Raw genomic sequence first — 17,251 nt, 5'->3', positions numbered from 1 at the left:
CCGGATCACCCCTCCCTGGATGTCGGAAACGGATGTTCTCCCCGGGGCGCGGAGTCGTCGTCCGCGCCCGGGTCTGTTCCGCGGCCGGCGTCCATGACGTGGCCGGTGTCCCTCACGTGGCCGGCGCCCTCCGTACGGCGGGCGTCCGCGACGCGGCCGGCGCCCGCCGCGTGGCCGGTGCCGGAAGGGCGGCCGGTGCCGGAGGCGTGCGCCGCCCAGCGGGCCAGGGCCGGGCCGATCCGCCGCAGCGTCCGGTACGCCACGACGCCGTACGCGGGGACCGCCCACGGCGACCGGACCCCGGCGGTGTCGGCGATGACACGCAGCGCCGCGAACGGCAGGCCGTTCGCGGCCTCCGCGAGCGGCCAGGTCTCCATGTCGACGGCCAGCGCCCCCCGCCCGGCGAGCAGCCCCCGTCCGGCGCCCGTCACCACGTGGTCGCAGGTCACCAGCGGGCCGGTCCGCACCGGCAGGCCGTACCGGGACAGTTCGGCGGCGAGGAACGACGCCGAGGGGCAGGGCAGCGCCCGCTCCCCGAAGCGGATCTCACTCGCGACCACCACGTCTCCCGCGCGCAGGTCCTCCGTGAGGGCGCCGCCGAAGCCGGCCACGGCCAGCGCGCCCGCGGACGGGAGCCGCGCCGCCGCCCGCCCGGCCCGCTCCGGCCCCATCCCGGTGCGGAGCACCAGCGCGTCCCCGGCCGGCAGGCCGTGCCGTACGGCACGCGCCTCGATCCCCAGGGCGGTGCAGACCAGCAGGGCGATCACGACCGATCCTCCCCGCCGCCCGCGCGCCGATGCCCGCCCACCCCGTCCGGGGAGGGCCCGCCTCCGGCGCCGGTCCGCCGCTCCCGGCGCGCGCCGTCCGGGGAGGGCCCGGCACCCGCGTCCGCGCGCCGCTCCCGCCGCAGGTAGCGGCCGAGCGCGCTGACCGGGAAGACGAGCCGGTAGAGGTGGTAGTTGATGGAGAAGTCGCCGGGGAAGCCGGTCCCGGTGAAGTACGGCTCGTCCCACGTGCCGTCCGGCCGCTGGTGGTCGGCCAGCCACGTCACGCCCCGGTCCACCGCCGGCGAGCGCTCCCCGGCGGCGAGCAGCGCCAGCAGCGCCCACGCCGTCTGCGAGGGCGTGGACGCGCCGCGCCCGATCCAGGACGGGTCGGTGTAGGAACGGAGGTCCTCGCCCCAGCCGCCGTCGGCGTTCTGGTGGCGCTCCAGCCAGGCGACGGCCCGCCGGATCCAGGGGCCGTCCGGCCGCACCCCGGCCGCGACGAGCGCGGGCACCACCGCGCCGGTGCCGTAGACATGGTTGACGCCCCAGCGGCCGAACCACGACCCGTCGGCCTCCTGGGCCCGCAGCAGCCACACCACGGCCCGCCGCAGGGCGAGGGAGCCGGGGGCCTCGTGGGCGAGTGCCTCGGCGACGTGGGCGGTGACGTCGGCGGACGGCGGGTCGATGACCTCGCCGAAGTCGCAGAACGGCAGCTTCGTGCACAGCACGCGGGTGTTGTCGGCGTCGAAGGCGCCGTAGCCGCCGTCGCGGGAGGCCATGCCGGTCATCCAGCGCACCGCCCGGTCGACGGCCGGCCGTGCCCCCGGGTGGCGCACCCGGCGCAGGGCGAGGATCACCTCGGCGGTGTCGTCGATGTCGGGGTAGCCGTCGTTGTCGAACTCGAACGCCCACCCGCCGGGCGGCAGGTCCGGCCGCCGCACCGACCAGTCGCCCGGCCCGCGGATCTCCTCGCCGAGCACCCATCCGGCCGCCCGGAGCAGGGCCGGGTGGTCGCCGGGCAGGCCGGCGTCCAGCAGGCCGTTGACCGCGAGGACGGTGTCCCACACCGGGGACTGGCACGCCTCCAGCCTGCGTGTCCCGGCCTCTCTGATCGTGAAGCGGTCGAGTCCCCGCACGCCCCTGCGCATCACCGGGTGGTCGAGGTGGTAGCCCTGGAGGTGAAGGGCCATCAGCGAGTACACCCACGGCGGCTGGATGCCGCCCCACGACCCGTCGGCCTCCTGCCGCGCGACGATCCACTCGGCGGCGCGGCGCAGCGCAGCCCGCCGCAGGCCCGGGACGGGGTGCCGCTCGTACCGGTGCAGGACCCGGTCGAGCGCGGTGAACGCGGCCTCCCACCCGGGACGGGGCCGCCCGCCGGGGTCGCGGCCGGTGCGCAGCTCGGCCAGGCCGAACGGGAGCGGCCGGACCGGCCGGTGGGCGGCCACGACGGTGAGCGGCACGACCGTCTGCCGGGCCCAGCAGGCCCAGTCGTAGACGTTGAGCGGGAACCACGGCGGCAGGAAGATCATCTCAGGGGGGAGCGCCGGAAGCCGCTCCCACGGCCACCGCCCGAACAGCGCCAGCCAGATCCGGGTGAACACCCGGGCCGCCTCGACGCCTCCCGAGTCCCGGACGAAACCGGCCGCGGCCCGCATGTGGGCGGCGTCGGGCGGGTCACCGGCGAGGCGCAGCGCCGTGTACGCCTCCACCGTGGTGGACAGGTCGCCGGGCCCGCCGTGGAAGGTGGCCCACGTCCCGTCGCCGCGCTGCTCGGAGCGGATCCACCGGGCCGCCGCGGCGGTGTCCTCCTCGGTGCGGATGCCGAGGAACTCCCGCAGCAGCAGGTCCTCGGCGTCCATGGTCACGTTGGTCTGCAGCTCGCCCTTCCACCACCCCTCGGGGGACTGCAGGCCCAGCAGGTGCTCGCACGCCGCGTCCAGGGCGAGCGCGGCGCGCCCGGCCGTCCCGGTCGTCCTGGCGGGTCCGGGTGTCCCGGGCGGTGCGACGGTCACGGCGGACGCGGCGATCACCGGGGCGGCGAGGGGCACGGCGGCTCCGGCGGCCGGGACGGCCGGAACGGTCCCGGCGCTACCGGCGCTACCGGCGGTCCCGGTGGCCCTGGCGGGTCCGGCGGTGTCGACGGCTCCGGCGGCTCCTGCGGTCCCGGTGGTTCCGGTGGCCTCGCCGGTGTCCCCGGCGGTCTCGGTGGTCATGTCAGGGTCTCCCGGTGGCAGGATGTCCGGGGAGGCCGGGCCGCCCGCCCGCCGAGGCGGTGTCCGGCCAGGCGGGCCGCGCAGAGCCCGCTGCGCACGGCGGCCTCCATGGTGTCGGGCCAGCCCGTGTCGGTCCACGCGCCGGCGAGGAAGACCCCGGGCCACCGGGTGGCGGCTCCGGGACGCAGCGCGCCGCTGCCGGGACGCTGGCGGAAGGTGGCGCGCCGCTCCCTGGTGACGAAGAAGTCGACGATCTCGGCCCGCCGGGCGGCGGGGAAGATCCGTTCCAGCGCGGGCTCGAACACGGCCCGCAGCAGCGCCGTGGGCGTGTCGATCCAGCGGTCCGCCGCCGACACCGACACGGCGAGATACTGGCCGCGTTCCAGCCCCGCCACCCGCGACCGGTCGAAGACCCACTGCACGGGGGAGCCCACGACCGCCGCGAACGGCGCCTCGGTGACCCGCCGGTCGTAGACGACGTGCACGTTGACGATCGGGCTCGCGTCCAGGCCGCTCCAGCGCCGGGCGCCGGGCACGGCCTCCTCGGGGAGCAGCGCCGCGGCCTGCTCGTGCGGCGTGGCCACGATGACGGCGGACGCCTCGACCCGGCCGCCGTTCACGGTGACCGCCGGACCCGGCCCGACGGCGGTGACCTTCGACGACAGGTGCACCGTGCCGCCGAGCCGCTCGACGGCGGCCCGCGCCGCGGCGCCGTGCAACTCGCCCAGCGGTACGGCGGGCAGCCCGATGTCGGCCGCGTCCGCCCGGCCGAACAGCGCCGTCCTGAAGACCATCGCGGCCGGCCCCAGGGCCACGTCCTCGACGGCGGCGTTCAGCGCCGCCATCGCGAACAGCTCCCACAGCGCCCGCCGCGCGGCGTCGCTCTGCCCGTGGGCGGCCAGCCAGCTCCCGAGGTCGGTCCGGTCCATCGCGGGGTCGGCCGGGTCGAGCCGGCGCAGGGCCAGCGAGGCCCGCATCGCGCGCAGCCGGTCGGCCGGTCCCAGCAACCGGTACCGCGCCAGCGCGGGCAGCAGGTGGAACGGCCCCGGCAGGGCCGCGCGCCGCAGCCGCCCGGACCGCCCCCAGGGGGTGAGCACCGGCACGTCGAACCGGTCCTGCAGGTGCACCAGCCCGGCGCCGCCGAGCCGCTCGAGCAGACCCCGGTAGGCCGTGCAGCAGCGCAGGAACACGTGCTGGCCGTTGTCGACCGTCAGATCGCCGCGGGTGAAGGAGCAGGTCGCGCCGCCCAGCCTCGGCCGGGACTCGAACAGGGTCACGCGGTGGCCGGCCTCTCCGAGCGCGACGGCGGCGGCGATGCCCGCCAGGCCGCCGCCGACGACCACGACGGGGGCGCCGCCGCTCACCGGACCGCTCGCCGCCGGAGGGCCCCACGCCGGGCCGTCCGGGCCGTCCGGGGCGTCTCCTTCGGGACCGCCCGTGCCGTTTCCGGCGGGACCGCCGGGCGCCGTACCGCCGCTCACCGGACCGTCCCCGCGAGCGCGCCCGCCGCGACCATCGCCTTCCGCCAGGGAGGCAGTGACAGCCGCGCGGCCAGCGCCCCGGCGGGGTCCGCCGCGATCCGGCCGAGCAGGCACCGGTAGATGCCGGCCATCGCCGCCGTGCACGCCGCGCTGCGCCCGTCCAGTACGGCCAGCAGGCGCATGCCCTCGGCGAACCAGGAGCGGGCCCGGTCGGCCTCGAAGCGCACCAGCGCGGCGAGCCGGTCCGGCGGGTCGGTGAGCCCGCCGGAGGAGTCGACGTCCAGGGTGCACCCGAACCGGTCGAGGTCCTCGGCGGGAAGATAGATCCGCCCGGCCAGCCGGTCCTCGCGCACGTCCCTGAGGATGTTCGTGATCTGCAGCGCCACCCCCAGCGCGTCGGCCAGCGGCTCGGCCTCACGGAGGTCCCGGCCGTCCTGGACGCCGAAGACGCCGAGCGACAGCCGCCCGATCGACCCGGCGACGCACCGGCAGTACGTCAGCAGTTCCTCGAACCGCGCGTAGCGCGTCCCCCGCACGTCCGCGGCGCACCCGTCGATCAGCTCCCCGAAAGCCCGCAGGGGGATGGGGTGGTGCAGCGAGGCGTGGCGCAGCGCGACCAGGACCGGGTCCTCGGGACCGGGCGGAGGCCAGCCGGACGCGGAGCGCACCGCGTCCAGGGCCGACCGCGCCTCCCGCAGCCGCGCGAGACGACGCCCGGCCGGCTCGTCCCCGTCGGCGATGTCGTCGATCCGGCGGGCGAACGCGTAGACGGCGCTGAGCGCGTGACGCTTGGGCGGCGGCAGCAGCCGCATGCCGTAGAGGAAGTTGCGCGCCTCCCGGCCGACGACCCGCTCGCAGTGCCGGTAGGCGTCAGGGACGTCCACGGCCGTTCCCCCCTCGCATGCCTCGTGCCAGGATGCCCGTCCACGCCGAGAGGATCCGGACGCGGCGCGGGCGCACCGCCCGCCCGACGACGTCGTGACCGGCCCGTCTCAGCGCCGCGACGGTGGCCCTGCCGCCCGCGACGTAGCCCGCCACGGCGACGCGGGCGGCGCCTCCCACCGAGGCGACGAGCGGCTCCCCCTCGTCGAGCAGCCGTTCGGCCCGCGTCGTCTGGAGGGCGACGACGCCGCGCAGCCTCGGCGGGGTGGTCTCCCCGGCGAGGTCGTGCTCGGCGCAGCCGAAGCGGCGCAGGTCCTCCTCCGGGAGGTAGACGCGGCCCCGCGCGTGGTCCTCGCCCACGTCCTGGCAGTGCTCGACGATCTGCAGCGCCGTGCAGACGCGGTCGGACAGGGCCATCCGGCCTGCGGTCGCCAGGCCGAAGACGTGCAGCACGATGTGGCCGACGGGGTTCGCCGACAGTTCGCAGTAGGCCAGCAGGTCCTTGAACGTGCCGTACCGGCCGACGGTCTGGTCGCGCCGGTTGGCCTCGACCAGCCGGTGGAACGGTTCGGCCGGGACGGCGCGGGCCTCGACGAGCGGCGCCAGGGTGCGGACGACCGGCAGGCGGGGGAGCCGTCCGGCGTACAGGAGGCCGAGGTCGGCGTCGACCTCGTCGAGCAGCCGCAGCGGGTCGCGGACGCGGCCCTCGTCACCGGCGTCGTCAACGAACCGCGCGAAGCCGTACACCGAGAGGAGGTGGCGGCGGATATCGCGCGGCAGTACCAGCGCGGCCACCGGGAAATTCTCCCCGTGCGTTTTGGGCGTGATGCCCGCCGCATCGCCCTCCCCCGAATGCATGAACAGAGGATGTCCCCCGTCGTGCAGGGCAAACATGGGCTTTCGGGCCATTGATGTTTACCGGAAATGAGGTGGGAGAGCGTTTGATGTTTTGCCCTTACCTAGTCATTGGAAAGCGCAGGGCTTTTCCTTCGGAGTGATAGTTGGTGGATTGTCATGAAAGTCGTTCCAGGAAGTCCGGGGTGTTTTCCGCGTCCGCGCCGTCCGTGTCGCCGGCGTGAACCGCGTCTCCCGGCACGGTGGTCTCGGAGGCGTCATGGAGGACCGGACGGCGGCGGCCGGCGCCGCCGGAACCGCTGACGCCGTGGTCCCTCAGCGGCCCGACCCGCAGCCCCGCGGAACGGCAGCGTCCCACCAGCTCCGGCAGGGCGCCGAGCCCCGAGTGCCAGGAGCCGGGGGCGGAGGTGCGGTCGGAGTCGTGCAGCAGGAGCGTGGCCCCGCCGCGCAGGCCGGGGGCCAGGGCCGCCAGCACGGAGGACGGCGTCGCCGACCGGGTCCAGTCGCGGCCCCAGGCGGTCCACAGCACGGGGTGCAGGCCCAGCGCCCGCGCGGCGACCAGGGCCTCGGCGCTGAGCACGCCGTAGGGCGGCCGGTACCAGGCGGGGCGGACGCCGGTGACGTCCGCCACCAGCCGGGCCGTCCTGCCGATCCCGGCCGCGGTCCGGCCCGGCGGGGTGACGAGGGCGTTGCCGTGGTGCCAGCCGTGCACCGCGATCTCGTGGCCGTCGGCGGCGACGCGCCGGCCCAGCCCGGGATGGCGTTCGAGCATCTCGCCGAGCATGAAGAAGGTGGCCCGGCAGCCGAGCCGCGCCAGCTCGTCGAGGAAACGCGGGGTGGAGTGCGGGTCGGGCCCGTCGTCGAAGGTCAGGGCGACGTGGCCGGGCGTCCCCACCCCGGCCAGCCCCGGCAGCAGACGCCGTACGGCGGACAGCCAGGTCGCCGCCGGTCCCACGTGGAGCAGTGCCAGGCCCGCGACCGCCAGCGCGGCCCGGCCCGGCGCTTCGGGCACACGCGAGGCCGGCGTGGCACGGCCCGCCTTACCCAAGCCCGTCATCCCCGAGCCCGCCTTCCCGAGACCCGTCTTCCTGAGGCCCGTCCTCCCCGAGCCCGTCTTCCCGCGACCCGGTTCGCCGGAGCCGGCCGGGAGCGGCGCGGAACGTCTCACCCCTCCGAGTCTGCGCGAGAGGAGGCGCGATGCCAACGCGGCGCACGGTGCTGATCCTCAGCGCCGGCATGGGCGCCGGGCACGACGCGGTCGCCGCCGAGCTGGCCAGGAGGCTGGAAGCCGGGGGCGTCTCCGCCGAGGTGGCCGACGTGCTGGAACTGCTGCCGCTGCGGCTGGGGGAGGGGATGCGCCGCTGGTACGGCTGGATGATGCGCTCGGCCCCCTGGATGTACGCGCTGATCTACCGGGTCTTCTTCGCGCCCGGCCGGAGGCCCGCACGGAACGGGACACCCGTGGCGGGCGGGGTGTCCGTACGGAACGGGACGGTCCCGGTGTCGCCGCTGACGCTCCTGGCCGCGGCCGGGCTGCGCCGGCTGGTACGCCGCAGGCCGCCGTCCGAGGTCGTCTCGACCTTCCACCTGGCCGCGCAGGCGGCCGGTCACCTGCGGAGGCGCGGCCTCCTGCGGGCGCCCAGCACGGTCCTGCTGACCGACTTCGCGGTGCACCGCCTCTGGCTGCATCCGGGCAACGACCGCTACCTGTGCCCGGATCCGGCGACCGCGCGCGCCGTACGGGCCGCGACCGGCCGCCCGGCCGCCTGCCACGCTCCCGTGGTGCGCCCGGAGTTCCACCGCCCCGGCGCCGGCCCGGGTTCCGGCTCGGGCCCTGACGCAGGCTCCGCTCCGGACACCGGTTCCGGCCCCGGTCCCGGTTCCGGCCCCGGCCCCGGTCCCGGTACGGTGCGGCTCCCGCCGGGCGTGCCGGCGGGGGAGCGGCTGGTCCTCGTCTCGGCGGGCTCGTGGGGCGTGGGGGAGGTCGAGGAGACGGCCCGCGTCCTGGCGGGTTCGGGACGGTACGTGCCCGTCGTGCTGTGCGGGCGCAACCGGGAGCTGCGCCGCCGCCTGGCGCGCACCGGGATCGCCCTCGGCTGGTGCGACGACATGCCGGGGCTGATGGCCGCCGCCTACGCGCTGGTGGACAACGCGGCGGGCCTGACGTGCCGGGAGGCGATGGCGGCGGGGGTGCCGGTCGTCTCCTGCCGGCCGATCCCCGGCCACGGCAGGGACGGCGTCCTGGCCATGGCGAGGGCCGGGCTGAGCGTGCACGTCCCCGGCCCCGGGGAGCTGCCGGCCGCGCTGGACCGGCTGGCGTCCGACGGGGAACGCGACCGCCGGGTGGTCCGGGCGGCGGCGCTGTTCGCCGCGCCGTCCGCCGAGTCGTTCTTCGGCCTCGCGGACCCCCTCGGCCCGGGACGCTGACCGGCGCGCCGCCCTGGGGAGCGCGCGTCCGGCTCGGTCCCGGAGAACCGGTGTCCGGTGACCGGCCGCGGCCGTCGTTCACCGGCCGTCGTTCACCGATGCCGGAGGGCCGGTCGCCGGCGTACGGCTCAGCCCTGGATGAACCGGGAACGGGCCAGCCGTACGGTGCCGTAGAGGATCAGTCCCAGACCGGCCAGCTCCGCCACGACCCACGGGCCCAGCCGGATCGCCTCGTCGAACAGCGCGACGCCGTACACGATGCTGATCACGGGATCGACGACGCTGAGCGCGGGCTGCACGACCACCAGGGTTCCGCTGCGCAGCGCCTGCTGCAGGAGCACCACGCTGACCAGGCCGGCCCCGGCCATGGCGTACGGCGGCCAGGTGGTCAGCACCCCCGCCCCCTCCCTGGAGAAGACGTGGGTGCTCTCCTTCATCAGCGTGGCGGTGAAGGCGAACCCCAGCGCGGAGGCCGTGCCGAGCAGGGCCGCGCGGAGCCGCCCGCGGGAGACCCTCGCCGCCGCGAGGAGGGCCCCCGTCGTGAGGACCGTCGCCACCACGGTGACCAGCCAGTCGGCCGGGTCGGGATACCTCAGGCCGGGCGACGGGGCCGCGGCCGCCAGCAGGAGGGCGAGCCCCCCGGTCAGGGAGCCGATGGCCAGCCATGTCCCCAGGTCCGGCCTCATGTCGAAGACCTTCGCCGCGAGGGCGATCGTGAAGGGCAGTTCGGTGATGAGGAGGGGCTGCACGAGTGTGAGACCGCCGTTGTCCAGCGCGGAGGCCTGGAAGAGGAAGCCTCCGATGAGCGCGCCGATGCCGCCCAGCCACACCGGGGTCCGCACCAGTCTCCAGGCCAGCGCCAGGCCGGACACCCCGTTCTCCGGGAGGGCGCGCGCCGCCTGCCGCTGCAGCACCGACGCGGCGGCGTTGCACGCGGCGGCGCACAGGGCCAGGACGACCGCGATCACCGGCATCCCGCGCTCCGGCCTCCGGCCGCGCGGCGACCGGGACCACCGGGCTGCGCCGTTCGTTCCATGATGATTTGGTACCCAGGGTGATGCTTGGTCACAGAAAGTAGTTCTTCAGGGTGATCGCCTCGGCCGTCCTGCGGGCGCCCCTGGCGATCATCCCCTTCCACGGCACGTACGGCAGCAGCCGGTAGTTCTGGCTCATGAACCAGGCGACGAAGCGGTTCTCCGGGACCATCGCCTTCGCGGTCCCCTCGGCCCCCTTCTGGCAGCCGTCGGCGTAGCCGCGCATCTCCTCCTCGTAGCGGGCGAACGCCGTACGGTGGTCGCCGCCGGCCGCCGCCAGCTCCCCGGCCAGGACGTACGCCCCGACCATGGCCAGGCCGGTGCCCATGCCCGACAGCGGCGAGGGGCAGGCGGCGGCGTCGCCGAGCAGCACGGCCCGGCCCCGCGACCAGCGGTCCATCCGGACCTGGCTGATGGAGTCGAAGTAGAAGTCGGGCGCGTCCCACATCGCCTCCAGCAGCCGCGGGGTCTCCCAGCCGACCCCGGCGAACGTCTCGGCGAGGATCTTCTTCTGCTGCCCGGTGTCGTGGCGGTCATAGGGCGCTTCCGGCGAGCCGAAGTAGAACATGGCCTTGGCCTCGGTGTTGTTCCGGGCGCTGTAGAGGCCGACGAGCCTGCCGGGGGTGTTGTACATGTGCCCGGTGCGGTCGAGACCGAGGAAGTTCCCGGTGGTGAAGACCGCGCAGTGCAGCCCCAGGTCCTTCACGTACCGCGCCTCCGGGCCGAAGACCAGCGAGCGGACCGTCGAGTGCAGGCCGTCGGCGCCCACGACCAGGTCGAACCTGCGGGGCGCGCCCCGCTCGAAGGTGACCTCGACGCCGTGGTCGTCCTCGGTCATGGAGGCGATGGAGTCGCCGAAGACGTACTCGACGTCGCCGGCGGTGGCCTCGTACAGGATGCGGGCCAGGTCTCCGCGGAGGATCTCGATGTCGCCGCTGAAGAGGTCGGCGGGCATGGAGACCAGCTTCTTCCCGGACTCGTCGACGTGCCACATCGCGCCCATGCCCGTCCGGGCGCGCTGGACGTCGTCCAGGATGCCCATCCGCTCAAGGACGGTCAGGTGGGCCCGGCCGCGGAAGTCGACCGCGTAGCCGCCGTCGCGCGGCGCGGGCGCCCGCTCCACCACGGTGGGGGTGAAGCCGTGGCGGCGCAGCCAGTAGGCGAGCGCGGGGCCGGCGACGCTCGCGCCGGAGATCAGGACGTTCTTGTTCTTGAGCCGCGAAGTGGTGTTCATGACGGCAAGCCTGTCCGGGGGCGCTCACCGCGCCCTCACCTCCGCCTCACCGCCTCCCGCCGCGCCTCACCGGCCGCTCACCGGGGCTCCCGCAGACTCACAGCGCCCGCCGCCGGTCCTCACCCGTCACCCGTCGATGCCCGTCGTCCGCCCGCCGTTCCGGCGCGTCCCGCGCTCCCGGCCCTCAGCCCCGGCCCTCGGTCTCAGCCCCGGCCCTCGGTCTCAGTCCTCGGAGGCGGAGCCGAGGACCGGCGAGGAGCGGATGACGTGCTCGGAGACCCCGGCCAGGCGCAGCGCCTCGTCCGGAGCCAGCCGCAGCCCCTCGCGGTGGGCCGCCTCGTACGCCCGCTCGCCCAGCGCGTCCCGCGCGGCGGCCGCCGTCCCGGCCGCGTCCGGGTCCCCGTCGGCCGTGACGCCGCGCAGCGCGGCGGCCGCGCCGAGCAGCCGGGCCGCCGCGGCGGCGTCGCCCTCGGCCAGCGCGGCCCCGGCGAGGCACTCCACCGCCCGCGCGCCGTCGGGAATCGGCCCCGCGCTCACCGCCAGCTCGACGGCCTGCCGGTACCGCGCCCGCGCCTCGGCGATCCGGCCGAGGCCCTCCTCGACCCGGCCGAGCCCGACGAGCGTGCCCACGCGGTTGCTCAGGCTCCTGACCCAGTGCGGGTCGAAGCGCTCCAGCGCCTCCTCGTACAGCCTCCGCGCTCCGGCCGGGTCCCCCTCCAGCCGGGCGATGTCGCCGAGACCGCGCAGCGCGGCGGCCAGGCAGGTGGGGCTGCCCGCGCGGCGGGCCAGTTCGGCGGCCCGCGCGTAGTCGGCGCGCGCGCCGTCGAGTCCGCCGTCCGGCGGGCCCTGGGCCGCCCGCCCCTCCGCGGAGCGGTGACCGCCGGACCCGGGGACGGGGACGGACTCGGATCCGGCGGAGCGGGCCAGGCGGACCCGGTGGTCGCCCCGGTTGCACAGGAGGTCCGAGGCGTCCTCGTCCGCTCCCAGCTCCTCGGTGAGGGCCAGCGCCTCGTCGGTCAGCGCGATCGCCCGCACCGGGTCGTCGCACCACCCGGCCAGTCCCGCCAGCGCGTCCAGGGCCAGTGCCCTGCCCCAGCGGTCGCCGAGCGCCCGGAAGGCGTCGGCGGCAGCGGTGAAGTCCCGCTCGGCCTGGGCGAAGTCACCGGTCACCATCTGCGGGTAGCCCCAGACCAGGCGGGAGGCCGCCCGCTCCCAGGGGTCGGGGGCGGTCCGCCCACGGCCGATCACGGTGAGGGCGGCCTCCACGTCCTCGCCGGACCCGCCGCTGTTGAGCATCGGCCACAGGAACGCGACGAGCGGGTTGCGCCGCGGCCGGTCCGGACGCAGGACGATCGCCTCCGCGGCTCTTCGGTGACGCTCCCACGCATCCCTGCCGGCCTCGCCGGCGGCGGCGGTGAGCGCGCACATGACGTAGTCGTCCCCGAACGCCGGGTCGGGGTCGGATCCGATCGCCTCCAGCAGCGCGACGGCCTGCGCCGTCATCAAGGAACGCATGCCGCGCATCCATAAATATCCGGACATGGCCCCTAGGAGGCCCAGGCCGGTCCCGATCTCCCCGGCCTCGACGGCCCAGCGCAGCGCCGCGTGGAGGTTCTCGTGCTCGGCGATGAGGACCTCCATCCGGCGGAGCTGCCCGGCGCGCAGCAGGCCGGGCGCGGTGTCCCTGACCAGGTCCAGGAAGTGGCCGGCGTGCGCCCGCCGTACGGCCCCGGCCTCCCCGGCCTCCTCCAGCCGCTCGGCGCAGTAGGCGCGGATCGTCTCCAGCATGCGGTAGCGCCCGCCGCCGGACTCCAGAAGGGACTTGTCGGCCAGCGAGTCGAGCACGTCCTCGGCGTCCTCGATCCCGCAGACGCGCCCGGCGGCGCGGGCGGTCGCGCCGCCGGAGAAGACCGTCAGCCGCCTGGCCGCGACCCGCTCCTCCTCGCTCAGAAGGTCCCAGCTCCACTCCACGACCGCGCGCAGCGTCCGGTGCCTGGCGTCGGCCGTGCGGCTGCCGCGTGTCAGCAGGCGGAACCGGTCGTCCAGGCGGACGGCGATCTCCGTCACGTCGTGGGTGCGGGTCCTCGCCGCGGCCAGCTCGATCGCCAGGGGCAGGCCGTCGAGCGCCGCGCAGACGTGCCGCACGGCCTCCGCCTCCGCCTCCGCCCCGGCCCCGATCCCGCTTCCGGTCCCGGTCGCAGTCCCGGCTCCGGCTCCGGTCCCGGCCTCGCTCCCGGTCTCGTTCCGGGCGAAGCCGGGCCGTACGGCCGCGGCCCGGTCGACGAACAGGCGCGCGGCCTCCTCCGGCGCCAGCGGGCGGACCGGCCACAGGTGCTCGCCGGTGATGCCGAGCGGTTCGCGGCTGGTGGCCAGGACGCGCAACCCGGGGCAGGCGGCCAGCAGACGCCCGGCCAGCTCGGCGACGGCCGCGACGACGTGCTCGCAGTTGTCGAGGACCAGCAGCGGCGGCCGATCGGCCAGCGCCGCGGCCAGCCGGGACAGGGGGGTCGCCCCGGCCGGTACGGAGAGCAGCCCGCCCTCGCGCAGTCCGAGCGCGCCGAGCAGAGCCCGCGGCAGCTCCGCGCCGTCACGCAACGGCGCCAGCTCGACGAAGCAGACGCCGGACCGGCCGCTCACCGCCTCGACCGCGAGGCGGGTCTTGCCCGCGCCGCCGGGACCGAGCAGGGTGACCAGACGCGCGGAGTCCAGCAGCCGGGTCACCTCGGCGAGGTCTCCGGCGCGGCCGACGAAGTTCGTCAGCTGCGCGGGCGGCGCGGGCAGGACGGGGCCGGGTGCGGCGGGCGGGCCGGGCACGGGGCCGGATGCGGCGGGCGCGGGCGGCCCCGGCACGGCGGGGGCGGACGGCTCCGGTGCGGTGGACGCGGGCGGGCCGGTCGTGGGCGCGGTGGGTGTGGACGGCCCGGGGGCGGCGGGCGTCTCGCCCCGGAGGATGGACCGGTGGATCGCGGACAGCCCGGCGGAGGGGTCGGCGCCGAGTTCGTCGGCCAGCAGCCGCCGGGTCTCCTCGAAGGCCACGAGCGCCTCGGCCTGCCTGCCGTCGGCCGCGAGGGCGCGCATGAGCAGGCCGCGCAGCCGTTCCCGCAGGGGATGCCGGTCCGCCAGCTCCCGCAGCTCCGGTACGGCGGAGCGGTGCCCGCCCAGGCGCAGGTCCGCCTCGATCCGATCCTCCAGCGCGCCCAGCCTGCGCTCCTCCAGCCGCGTGACCAGCGCCTGGACGGACCCGGCCGAGGCGGCGTCGGCCAGCGCCGGGCCCCGCCACAGGTCCGTGGCCTCGCGCAGCAGCGCGGCGGCCCGCGCCGGGTCCCCGGTCGCGAGCGCCCGCCGTCCCTCTTCGGCCAGCCGCTCGAAACGGTGCGCGTCCACGTCGCCGGGGCCGGCCGCGAGCCGGTAGCCCGGCGGGGCCGCCTCGATCACCGCGCCGGGACCCAGGACCCCGCGCAGCCGGGAGATCTGCGACTGCAGGGCGTGCCCGGCGCCGTCCGGCGGCCGCTCGCCGTACAGGTCGTCGATGAGGCGGTCGGCCGCCACCGCCTCTCCGGGCCGGGCCAGCAGCAGGGTCAGCAGCGCCCGCCTGGCGGGCCCACCGAGGTTCACCTCGGTCTCGTCGTCCCGCCACGCCCGCGTGGTCCCCAGAATCCCGAATCGCACCCGGCAATTGTCCCCGTCCTCCGCGGATGCCGGGAGCGGTGGCGGACATCGGGGCGCGGAGGCCGGGGTGGAGGGGCGCCGGCGGAGGGCCGTCCGGAGTGGAGGACGTCGGCGGAAGGGCGTCCGGGGTGAGGGTGCCCGGAATGGAGGAGCGCCGGCGGAGAGGTGTCCGGGGTGGGGACGGCGGCGGAAGGGCGTCAGGGGCCGGAGGTGTCCGGGGTGGAGGGGCGTCAGGGGCGGAGCTCGCCGTAGCGGCCCCGGAAGAACACCAGCGGCCCGCCGCTCGCGTGGACGTCCAGGTCGCGCACCCGGCAGACCACGATCATGTGGTCTCCGGCGGGATACTCGACCTCGACCGAGCAGTCGATCCAGGCCAGTGCCCCGTCGAGCACCGGGTTGCCCGCGGGGGAGGGGGTCCAGTCCAGGCCGGCGAACTTGTCCCCGCCGCTGGCCGCCAGGGCGTCGCAGACCGGCCCCTGGTGCTCGGCGAGCACGTTGACCGTCAGGACGTCGGCGGCCCGCAGGTGCGGCCAGCTCGTGCTGGTCCTGCCCACGCAGAAGGCCACCAGCGGGGGTTCGAGGGAGACGGAGGTGAAGGAGCCGACGGCCAGGCCGTGCGGGCGGCCGCCGGGGGCGAGCGCGGTGACGGCGACCACGCCGGTGGCGAAGTGACCCAGCACCGAGCGGAACCGCCGTTCGTCGACGTCCCGCGGACGGCTTCCCGCCCCTCCGGCCGTTCGCGGGCCGCCGTGCGTCTCCGGGCCGCCGGGCGCGCCCCACCGGCCGGGCGTCCCGCCGGGTGCGTCGCGGGACGTGTCCCGGTCGCCTGGCGGGTCCTGGGGAAGGCCGCTGTGCATGCTGACTCCGTCGAGGCCGGCCCCGCGTCCCTCGGGGGCGGCGCGTGGGCGGCGGCCCGGCTCCGGTGCCCGGGTCGCGTAGGAGCCCATGTTCGCATCCGCGGCCCCGGACGCGCGCCGGGCCCCCCGGGCTCGCCTGGTCCTCCGGATCTCCGCCATGGACGGCGGGGCGGACGGCGGCATGACCGGGCCGGGACCGTCCGCGGCGCGGGGACCCGTGCCGCGGACGCCTTCACCGGGTGTGTCCGCGGGGACGCCCGGAGCGGGGGACGCCGACGCCGGGACACCCGTGACCGGGGACACCGGGGTAGGGGGGCGCGGGACGGAAGGAGGCGCGGCGAGGGGTGTGGGATGCGCGTCCTGGCGGGCGTGGGGGACCCGCCAGGACGCGCCCCGTTCCGGCGCGCCGTCCCGAGGACCCCGGCGAGGGTTGGGGTCCTCGGGCCGTTCACTCGCGCACGGAGTAGGCGACGGGAGAGGCGGGGGCGCGAAAGCCCGTCCTCTCCCGGACGGGGGCGGCGGACGCGGGTCTCCGGTAGTGCAAGGAGATGACGCGGGCCGCCCCCGCGGGATCGTCGGCGGGGTGGCAGGTCTCGCGGCCTTCCTCGTCCCAGACGAAGAGCCCGCTTCTGCACCAGACGGTCAGGTCTGCCTGGACCGAAAGGACCGACATCCCGTTCCCGTTGCTCTGGTAGGTGTGGGTGAACCCCTGGCGATGCAGCGCGTAGCGCAGTGAACGCGTTGCCTCGCGGGGTTCGCGCCAGGGCACATATGGCGCGTCCGCGGGGACCGGCAACACCCGGACCTTCACCCCCTCGCCGACCTTTCGATGGATTTGTACCAACGATTGGATGATGCGGGTTGCGGGAGGTTGGGTCAAGGGCCGGTTTCCCGCTAGAACCAGATCGTCTAGTTTGTTGGCACAAAGGGGACTTAATGCCACGGTCAACGCTGTATCAGCAGGTGGCCTCCGAGCTCAGGAGGACCATCTACTCCGGTGCGCTCGGACCGGGGGATCAGCTGCCGACCGAGGCGGAGCTCATGCTGGCCCATCAGGTGAGCCGGAACACCGTGCGGCTCGCCCTGGGCGAGCTGGTCAACGAGGGCCTGGTCACCCGCACCCCGCGCCGGGGGACCGTGGTCAGGGAGCGCCGTCCGCTGCTCATACATCCCCAGCGCGAGCTGCGGCCCCAGCCGGGGGAGACCCGCGAGGCGTTCGCCTGGGCCGTCTCCCAGGAGGGCCGCTCGCCCGGCCAGAACATCGAGGTCGCGATCGTACGGCCGGCCGAGGAGATCGCCAGCAGGCTGGAACTGGCCGACGACGAGCACGCCGTGGTCCGCCGCCGGCTGCGGTTCGTGGACGGCCAGCCGTACAACACCAACGACTCCTACTTCCCGCTGGAGCTGGTCTCCGACTCCGAGATCGCCCGCCCCGGCGACATCACCCGGGGAGGCAACCGGGTGCTGGAGGAGCTCGGCCACCCCCAGGTCCGGGTCGTCGATGACATCTGGGCGCGCATGCCCACCAGCTCGGAGGCGGACCGGCTCCAGCTCCAGCAGGGCACGCCGGTCATCGTCTACGTCCGGGTCGGCTACGACCCCTCCGACACCCCGGTACGGGTCGCGGTGTCCGTGCTCCCCGCCGACAAGCATCTGATCAGGTACGAACTGGAAAGCCGTTGACGCCTCCGTGACCGCCCTGACGGGGCGGCTCCAGTCCCGCCCGCCCCACGGGCGAGGACCGGGCCGCGCCCGCGGTCCCGGCGTTCCCTCTCCTCTCGCTCCTCTCGCGCACGGCCCCATGGACCACCACCGGCTCCTCTGCCCGG

Annotated in this window: 13 protein-coding genes; 2 read left to right on the top strand and 11 right to left on the bottom strand. The window is 76.2% G+C overall.

The window, feature by feature from the left end:
• Positions 1 to 5: 5 nt before the first annotated feature.
• The 6 genes from ACFYSC_RS03685 to ACFYSC_RS03660 all read right to left on the bottom strand — a co-directional run bounded on the left by ACFYSC_RS03685 (position 6) and on the right by ACFYSC_RS03660 (position 7,258).
• A complete protein-coding gene (locus ACFYSC_RS03685; RefSeq protein WP_389956051.1) occupies positions 6 to 767 on the bottom strand; it encodes a hypothetical protein in 762 nt (253 codons plus the stop codon).
• Positions 764 to 2,983: a squalene--hopene cyclase gene (gene shc / locus ACFYSC_RS03680; protein WP_389956048.1), complete on the bottom strand. Its 2,220-nt coding sequence runs from the start codon at positions 2,981 to 2,983 to the stop codon at positions 764 to 766. Before shc ends, ACFYSC_RS03685 begins: the two co-directional genes overlap by 4 nt.
• Positions 2,980 to 4,464, bottom strand: a complete 1,485-nt coding sequence (gene hpnE / locus ACFYSC_RS03675) for a hydroxysqualene dehydroxylase HpnE (RefSeq protein ID WP_389956045.1) — start codon at positions 4,462 to 4,464, stop codon at positions 2,980 to 2,982. Before hpnE ends, shc begins: the two co-directional genes overlap by 4 nt.
• A complete protein-coding gene (locus ACFYSC_RS03670) occupies positions 4,461 to 5,348 on the bottom strand; it encodes a squalene/phytoene synthase family protein (protein ID WP_389956042.1) in 888 nt (295 codons plus the stop codon). Before ACFYSC_RS03670 ends, hpnE begins: the two co-directional genes overlap by 4 nt.
• Positions 5,335 to 6,204 (bottom strand): squalene synthase HpnC, encoded by an 870-nt coding sequence (gene hpnC, locus ACFYSC_RS03665; protein WP_389956039.1) that lies wholly within the window; start codon positions 6,202 to 6,204, stop codon positions 5,335 to 5,337. The genes ACFYSC_RS03670 and hpnC overlap by 14 nt, the downstream gene beginning before the upstream one ends.
• A gap of 154 nt (positions 6,205 to 6,358) precedes the next feature.
• Entirely contained in the window at positions 6,359 to 7,258 is a 900-nt protein-coding gene (locus ACFYSC_RS03660; protein WP_389956037.1) for a polysaccharide deacetylase family protein, read from the bottom strand.
• Between the two features lie 140 nt (positions 7,259 to 7,398).
• On the opposite strand from ACFYSC_RS03660, the gene ACFYSC_RS03655 reads away from it, so the two are divergent.
• On the top strand, positions 7,399 to 8,628 hold the full coding sequence (locus tag ACFYSC_RS03655) for a hypothetical protein (RefSeq protein WP_389956034.1): 1,230 nt from the start codon (positions 7,399 to 7,401) through the stop codon (positions 8,626 to 8,628).
• 128 nt (positions 8,629 to 8,756) lie between these two features.
• On the opposite strand, the gene ACFYSC_RS03650 is transcribed toward ACFYSC_RS03655, so the two are convergent.
• From ACFYSC_RS03650 to ACFYSC_RS03630, 5 genes are all read right to left on the bottom strand, one after another.
• Entirely contained in the window at positions 8,757 to 9,602 is an 846-nt protein-coding gene (locus ACFYSC_RS03650; RefSeq protein WP_389956032.1) for a DMT family transporter, read from the bottom strand.
• Positions 9,603 to 9,693: 91 nt separating this feature from the next.
• Positions 9,694 to 10,896 (bottom strand): FAD-dependent monooxygenase, encoded by a 1,203-nt coding sequence (locus ACFYSC_RS03645; protein ID WP_389956029.1) that lies wholly within the window; start codon positions 10,894 to 10,896, stop codon positions 9,694 to 9,696.
• A gap of 222 nt (positions 10,897 to 11,118) precedes the next feature.
• Positions 11,119 to 14,565 (bottom strand): BTAD domain-containing putative transcriptional regulator, encoded by a 3,447-nt coding sequence (locus tag ACFYSC_RS03640; protein WP_389956026.1) that lies wholly within the window; start codon positions 14,563 to 14,565, stop codon positions 11,119 to 11,121.
• Positions 14,566 to 14,795: 230 nt separating this feature from the next.
• Positions 14,796 to 15,422 (bottom strand): flavin reductase family protein, encoded by a 627-nt coding sequence (locus ACFYSC_RS03635; protein ID WP_362928113.1) that lies wholly within the window; start codon positions 15,420 to 15,422, stop codon positions 14,796 to 14,798.
• A gap of 448 nt (positions 15,423 to 15,870) precedes the next feature.
• Positions 15,871 to 16,266, bottom strand: a complete 396-nt coding sequence (locus tag ACFYSC_RS03630; RefSeq protein WP_389956023.1) for a hypothetical protein — start codon at positions 16,264 to 16,266, stop codon at positions 15,871 to 15,873.
• 92 nt (positions 16,267 to 16,358) lie between these two features.
• Between ACFYSC_RS03630 and ACFYSC_RS03625 the strand changes: the two genes are divergently transcribed.
• A complete protein-coding gene (locus ACFYSC_RS03625) occupies positions 16,359 to 17,105 on the top strand; it encodes a GntR family transcriptional regulator (protein WP_362928117.1) in 747 nt (248 codons plus the stop codon).
• Positions 17,106 to 17,251: the final 146 nt, after the last annotated feature.

This window comes from Streptosporangium sp. NPDC004379 (genome assembly GCF_042873875.1).
In the GTDB taxonomy this organism is placed as follows: domain Bacteria; phylum Actinomycetota; class Actinomycetes; order Streptosporangiales; family Streptosporangiaceae; genus Streptosporangium.
This window is presented reverse-complemented; position numbering and strand designations above follow the sequence as displayed.

Excerpts from the sequence above, each read along its gene's own strand:
- ACFYSC_RS03660 (WP_389956037.1), bottom strand. The coding sequence starts at position 7,258 with ATGACGGGCTTGGGTAAGGCGGGCCGTGCCACGCCGGCCTCGCGTGTG.
- shc (WP_389956048.1), bottom strand. The coding sequence starts at position 2,983 with ATGACCACCGAGACCGCCGGGGACACCGGCGAGGCCACCGGAACCACC.
- ACFYSC_RS03635 (WP_362928113.1), bottom strand. The coding sequence starts at position 15,422 with ATGCACAGCGGCCTTCCCCAGGACCCGCCAGGCGACCGGGACACGTCC.
- ACFYSC_RS03625 (WP_362928117.1), top strand. The coding sequence starts at position 16,359 with ATGCCACGGTCAACGCTGTATCAGCAGGTGGCCTCCGAGCTCAGGAGG.
- hpnC (WP_389956039.1), bottom strand. The coding sequence starts at position 6,204 with ATGCATTCGGGGGAGGGCGATGCGGCGGGCATCACGCCCAAAACGCAC.
- ACFYSC_RS03655 (WP_389956034.1), top strand. The coding sequence starts at position 7,399 with ATGCCAACGCGGCGCACGGTGCTGATCCTCAGCGCCGGCATGGGCGCC.
- ACFYSC_RS03645 (WP_389956029.1), bottom strand. The coding sequence starts at position 10,896 with ATGAACACCACTTCGCGGCTCAAGAACAAGAACGTCCTGATCTCCGGC.
- ACFYSC_RS03650 (WP_389956032.1), bottom strand. The coding sequence starts at position 9,602 with ATGCCGGTGATCGCGGTCGTCCTGGCCCTGTGCGCCGCCGCGTGCAAC.